Source organism: Streptomyces bobili (genome assembly GCF_002154575.1).
GTDB lineage: Bacteria > Actinomycetota > Actinomycetes > Streptomycetales > Streptomycetaceae > Streptomyces > Streptomyces bobili.
This window is the reverse complement of the sequence record NZ_MUBA01000429.1, coordinates 1-5,223: the sequence shown is the minus strand read 5'-3', so window position 1 is coordinate 5,223 and position 5,223 is coordinate 1. Positions and strand designations below refer to the sequence as shown.

The following is a 5,223-nucleotide window of genomic DNA, read 5'->3' as shown; positions in this document are numbered from 1 at the left end:
ACCCGCATCACATGCGGCGCGGGATGGAGCGCGCCGCATGTGATGCGGGTGGGCCGAGCCGGTGAGCGGGCCGACGGAGGCGGTCGTGGAGTGCCTTGTGCGTGGTGAGCGGGGAGCGCGGGCCCGGACGGTGCGGGGCCGGTGGATGGTTATCCACAGGGCCTGACGGGATTCGGCGGACGGCGGTACGGTCTGCACGAGTTGATGTTCGTCCGTGTGTGGGGGAGGCGGTCGTGGTGACAGAGGTCGGTGCCGGGGTGGGCGTGGTGTCCGGGGCGGAGAGTGGCGCGACCGTGGGGGCGGGGCCGCGACTTCCCCTGGTGCGGGGGTTCGCCGAGTGGCCCGCCTCCGGCTCGCCGAAGGAGGAGGGCAAGGCGCTGCGCCGCGGGGTGCCGCGCTCGGCGCATGCCGCGCTCGACCTGGACGCCTCCCGCCCGGACGCGGTGACGGCCGTCGAGGAGTCCAGCCGGGACCGTATCCCCGCACTCGCGCCGATACGGGTGGGGCGGATGGCGGCCACTCCGTTCGCGTTCCTGCGGGGCTCGGCGGGCCTCATGGCGTACGACCTGGCCCGGACCCCGATGACGCGCGTCACGGCGCAGATCTGCGGCGACGCGCACGCGGCCAACTTCGGGCTCTACGGCGATGCCCGCGGCGGCCTGGTGATCGACCTGAACGACTTCGACGAGACGGTCGACGGTCCCTGGGAGTGGGACCTCAAGCGACTTGCCGCCTCCCTGGTCCTCGCGGGCCGGGAGGCCGGCGCCGACGAGGACACCTGTCGGCAGGCGGCGCACGGCGCGGTCGGCGCCTACCGGCGCACCATGCGCCTGCTGGCCACGCTTCCGGTGCTGGACGCGTGGAACGCCATCGCCGACGAGGAACTCGTCTCGCACGCCGACGCCCACGACCTGCTGGGCACGCTGGAGCGGGTCTCCGAGAAGGCGCGGGCCAACACGAGCGGGCGGTTCGCGGCCAAGTCGACCGAGCCGACCCCGGAGGGCGGGCGCCGCTTCGTCGACGCGGCGCCGGTGCTGCGGCGCGTCCCGGACGCCGAGGCCGCCGCGGTGGCCGCGTCCCTGGAGCAGTACGTGACCACGCTGCCGGAGGACCGGCTGCCCCTGCTGGCCCGGCACGCGGTGCACGACGTGGCCTTCCGCATCGTCGGCACGGGCAGCGTGGGCATGCGGTCCTACGTCGTCCTGCTGCTGGACCACCGGGGTGAGCCGCTGGTGCTGCAGGTGAAGGAGGCGCGGGGTTCGGTGCTGGTGCCGCACCTGGCGAGCGCGGGCTTCGAGACGCCGGCCGTCGAGCACGAGGGACGGCGCGTGGTCCTCGGGCAGAAGCGCATGCAGGTCGTCAGCGACATCCTGCTGGGCTGGACGACGGTCGAGGGCCGGCCCTTCCAGGTCCGCCAGTTCCGTAACCGCAAGGGCAGCGTCGACCCCGCCGCCCTCGCCGCCGACCAGGTCGACGACTACGGCCGCATGACCGGGGCCCTCCTCGCCCGTGCCCACTCGCACAGCGCCGACCCGCGGCTCATCGCCGGGTACTGCGGCAAGAACGAGGAGCTGGACGAGGCGATGGCGTCCTTCGCCGTGGCCTACGCCGACCGCACGGAGGCGGACCACGCCGAGCTGGTGACGGCGGTGCGGTCGGGGAGGATCGCGGCCGAGGTGGGGGTGTGAGCGCGGTATGAGGGGCCTGCGGTGAAGTACGTCGAGCTGGACGGGCGGGTCGGGGACCTCACCGGAGTCCTCGATCCGGGGCCGTACCTGAAGCGGTTGCCGGTGCTGGGCGGGCGACTCCCGACGGGGGCACGCGCGTTCGCCACCGATCCGGACCACTACGACTTCTCCGGCAGGCGGTGCGTGAAGGATCTCCTGCCGCGGACCGGCCGGCGGATCGGGCGGGAGGACCTGGAGATCCGCTTCGGGCACAACTGCTGGAAGCACGACGAGGATCTGGTTGTCCGTTACTCGGGCGTCTCGCGTTTTCGGGCCGGCGTCCTTGACGTGCGCGCCCTCGACGACCTTGGTGAGGTGGTTCTTGACGACCTCGGCGAGGTGATCCTCGACGAACTCCTTCCCGGCCCCGGTGGCTGCACCCACGAGCTGGCCTGCCGCTTCGGATCGCTCCTGGTGGGGTGCCGGGACCTGGAGGCGCAGTGGGTGGCCGCGGACTGTCCGCAGGGACGGGGATGAAAGGGACGGGTGGTCCGGGCGGTCCGGTGGCTCGGGTGGTCGTCGGGACGGTCCGGCTGCCGATGTGGTGGGCCGGGGAAACGGACGGTGAGCGGGTGCCGCCCCGGGGGTGGCCTACGCTGGTCGGGTGACGACCCCCGAAGCTGAGCAGTCGCGGCCCGAGGAGCGGCTTGAGCAGGCCGTGCGGGCCGCTGAGCAGGCGTTGATCGAGTTCGAGATCGCGGTGGAGACCTTCCGCGTCGAGGTCGAGAACTTCTCGCGGCTCCACCACCAGAAGCTCGGTCCCATGTACGCCCGGCTCGATGAGCTGGAGGCGCAGATCGCCGAGGCCACGGCCGCCCGCACCGGTGACCCGGAGGATCTGCGCAAGGCGGCCGAGGCGCGGGCCCGGGTGATGCCCATGCCCGGGGTCGAGGAGCTGTTCCACGGCTGGATGGACGACAACGGGCTGTTCCCCGAGGCCGAGGCGATGCTCACGGACCAGCCGGTGCGGCCCCCGCAGCGGGTGCGGCCCAGCGACGAGGTCCGCAAGCTCTACCGGGAGCTGGCCCGCAAGGCCCATCCCGACCTGGCGCAGGAGGATGCGGAGCGGGCGCGGCGCGAGGAGTTCATCACGCGTGTCAACGCCGCCTACGCCCGTGGCGACGAGGTCCTGCTGCGCGAGCTGGCCGACGAGTGGGCGGCCGGTCCGGTCCCCGCGGAGCGGCGGCCGAGCCCCAGCGAGGAGCTGTACGCCCGCCTCGAGTGGCTCGCCGAGCGCAAGGAGATGCTGGCGCTGGTGGCCCGGGAGCTGGAGGAGGGCGCGATCGGCGCGATGCTCCGGATGGCACCGGACGATCCTGACCGGCTCCTGGAGGAGATCGCCGACCAGCTTCTGGGCGAGGTGGCGAAGCGGGAGGCCGAGCTGGCGGAGCTGGCGGGCTAGGTCCGTCCGTGTCGGCTTACGGGTTCGTGGGTTCCCGGCCGGTGTTTCCGGGGTTGGTCGGTTCCCGGGTTGGTCGGTTCCCGGCCGGTCGGTTCCGGGCCGTGGTACGCCAGTGGGCCTCGCCGCGGGGTGGGCGGTGTCCGGTAGCGTCGGGGTATGAGTTTCGGAGCTGGTGTGCCCACGGTCGGGGTCGAGGACCTCAAGGACGGCGACTTCCTGCTGGACGTCCGTGAGGACGACGAGTGGAAGGCCGGCCATGCCGAAGGGGCACTGCACATCCCCATCAGCGACTTCGTCGCCCGCTACGGCGAGCTGACCGAGGCGGCACCGCAGGACGGACGGGTCCATGTGATCTGCCGCTCCGGTGGGCGTTCCGCCCAGGTCACCATGTACCTCGCGCAGCAGGGCATCGACGCGGTGAACGTGGACGGCGGCATGCAGTACTGGTCCGCCGTGGGCCGCCCGGTCGTCACCGACGACGGGCAGCCCGGCTTCGTGTTGTAGTCGCCCTGTGCGGCGTCAGCTGAGGGTGTGGGCGGCCAGCAGGTCACCCAGGGCCTCCTCGTGTGCCGCCGCGGGGCCGAGGGACAGCTCCAGGTGTTTGGCCCAGGCGTGGTAGCGGTGCAGCGGGTAGTCGATGTCGGCGCCGAAGCCGCCGTGCAGGTGCTGCGCGGTCTGCACCACCCGCCGTACGCCCTCCGAGGCCCAGATCTTGGCCACGGCGATGTCGCCGGAGGCGGGCAGCGCGCCCGGGGTGCCGGAGTCGAGCCGCCAGGCGGCCTGCCAGAGGGTGACCTCCATCGCGCGCAGGTCGATGTACCGGTCGGCGGCCTGCACGGCGACCGCCTGGAACGTGGCGATCGGATGCCCGAACTGCGACCGCTGCCCGGCGTAGTCGCTCGTCATGCGCAGGACGCGTTCGCCGAGGCCGAGTGCCAGGGCACAGGTGCCGGTGGTCAGCAGGCCGCGCAGCCAGTCCCAGGCGCCGTCGGCGGTGATGACGTCCCGGCCGGGGACGCGCGCCGAGTCGAGGCGCAGTTCGCCCAGGCGTTCGCCGGTGGTGGAGGTCTGCTCGGCGAGCGAGGTTCCCTCGTGTCCGCGGGGGACCAGCGCGAGGACGCTCCGGTCGTCCCCGGTGTGCGCGGGCACGACGACGAAGTCGGCGTCGTATGCCCAGGGCACCGCCGTCTGCACTCCGTCCAGCACCCATGCGGAGCCGTCCCGCCGGGCGGTCACGGCTAGTTCGGGGGCGTCGTGGCCGGTGCGGCCGTGGGCGGCGACGGTCAGGACGGTCTCGCCCCTGCCTGCCCGGGTGAGCAGCGCCGACTTCGCCTCGGGCCCGCCGAATGCCTGTACGGCGGCAGCGGCGGCGCTGCTCTCCAGGAGCGGGACGCGGGCCAGGACCTTCGCCGACTCCCGCAGCACCAGGCAGAGGGCGACGGCGTCCAGGCCGGCCCCGCCGTGCTCCTCGTCGAGAAGGAGGCTCAGCAGGTCGGCGTCGGCGAGCCTGGCCCACAGTGCCCGGTCGAAGTCGTCGGCGACGGGGCCCCTGGTGAAGGCGGGGCTGGGCACGCCGTCGGGAGCCACGCCGCTGAAGACGCCTCGCGCCGCCTCGGCCGCGGCCTGCTGCTCCTCGGTGAAGGTGAAGTCCACGGTCTGTCCTCCCGACGGGTCAGCTGATCTGACGGTCCGTCAAGATAGAGCAGGTTGTGGGAGAAGGGAACGGGAGAGGGAAAGGGAGAGCGAGGACGGCCGGGTGCGGTGCCCTCCACGTCCTTCCCCGGTTCACCGGGTCACCGGTCGAAGTCCACCTCCACCGTTTCCGTCAGCGGATGCGACTGGCATGCCAGCACGAAGCCGGCCTCCGTCTCCTCCGGTTCCAGGGCGAAGTTGCGGTTCATGCGCACCTCGCCGGAGACCAGGAAGGCCCGGCAGGTCCCGCACACGCCGCCCTTGCAGGCGTAGGGCGCGTCGGGCCTGTTGCGCAGCACCGTGTCCAGGACCGATTCGCCGTCCGCCACGGGCCAACTGCCGCCCCCGCGCACAGCACGGTGACCGCCCGGCTCGACGGCCGGGGCGGCAGTTGGCCCGTGG

At 73.0% G+C, this 5,223-nt stretch carries 6 protein-coding genes; 4 read left to right on the top strand and 2 right to left on the bottom strand.

Annotated elements, in window-relative coordinates; genetic code table 11:
- Positions 1–236 precede the first annotated feature (236 nt).
- The 4 genes from BZL64_RS29005 to BZL64_RS28990 all read left to right on the top strand — a co-directional run bounded on the left by BZL64_RS29005 (position 237) and on the right by BZL64_RS28990 (position 3,633).
- The gene (locus BZL64_RS29005) at positions 237–1,688 is read left to right on the top strand and encodes a DUF2252 domain-containing protein (RefSeq protein WP_425276080.1); all 1,452 of its coding nucleotides are present in this window, start codon (positions 237–239) and stop codon (positions 1,686–1,688) included.
- Between the two features lie 21 nt (positions 1,689–1,709).
- Positions 1,710–2,204 (top strand): hypothetical protein, encoded by a 495-nt coding sequence (locus BZL64_RS29000; RefSeq protein ID WP_086772126.1) that lies wholly within the window; start codon positions 1,710–1,712, stop codon positions 2,202–2,204.
- A gap of 127 nt (positions 2,205–2,331) precedes the next feature.
- Positions 2,332–3,129 (top strand): J domain-containing protein, encoded by a 798-nt coding sequence (locus BZL64_RS28995; protein WP_086772125.1) that lies wholly within the window; start codon positions 2,332–2,334, stop codon positions 3,127–3,129.
- 174 nt (positions 3,130–3,303) lie between these two features.
- A complete protein-coding gene (locus BZL64_RS28990; protein ID WP_086772124.1) occupies positions 3,304–3,633 on the top strand; it encodes a rhodanese-like domain-containing protein in 330 nt (109 codons plus the stop codon).
- Between the two features lie 15 nt (positions 3,634–3,648).
- On the opposite strand, the gene BZL64_RS28985 is transcribed toward BZL64_RS28990, so the two are convergent.
- Both BZL64_RS28985 and BZL64_RS28980 read right to left on the bottom strand, forming a co-directional pair.
- The gene (locus tag BZL64_RS28985; RefSeq protein WP_086772123.1) at positions 3,649–4,782 is read right to left on the bottom strand and encodes an acyl-CoA dehydrogenase family protein; all 1,134 of its coding nucleotides are present in this window, start codon (positions 4,780–4,782) and stop codon (positions 3,649–3,651) included.
- Positions 4,783–4,922: 140 nt separating this feature from the next.
- A partial coding sequence (locus BZL64_RS28980) for a 2Fe-2S iron-sulfur cluster-binding protein (protein WP_143663340.1) occupies positions 4,923–5,223 on the bottom strand: 301 nt, incomplete at its 5' end.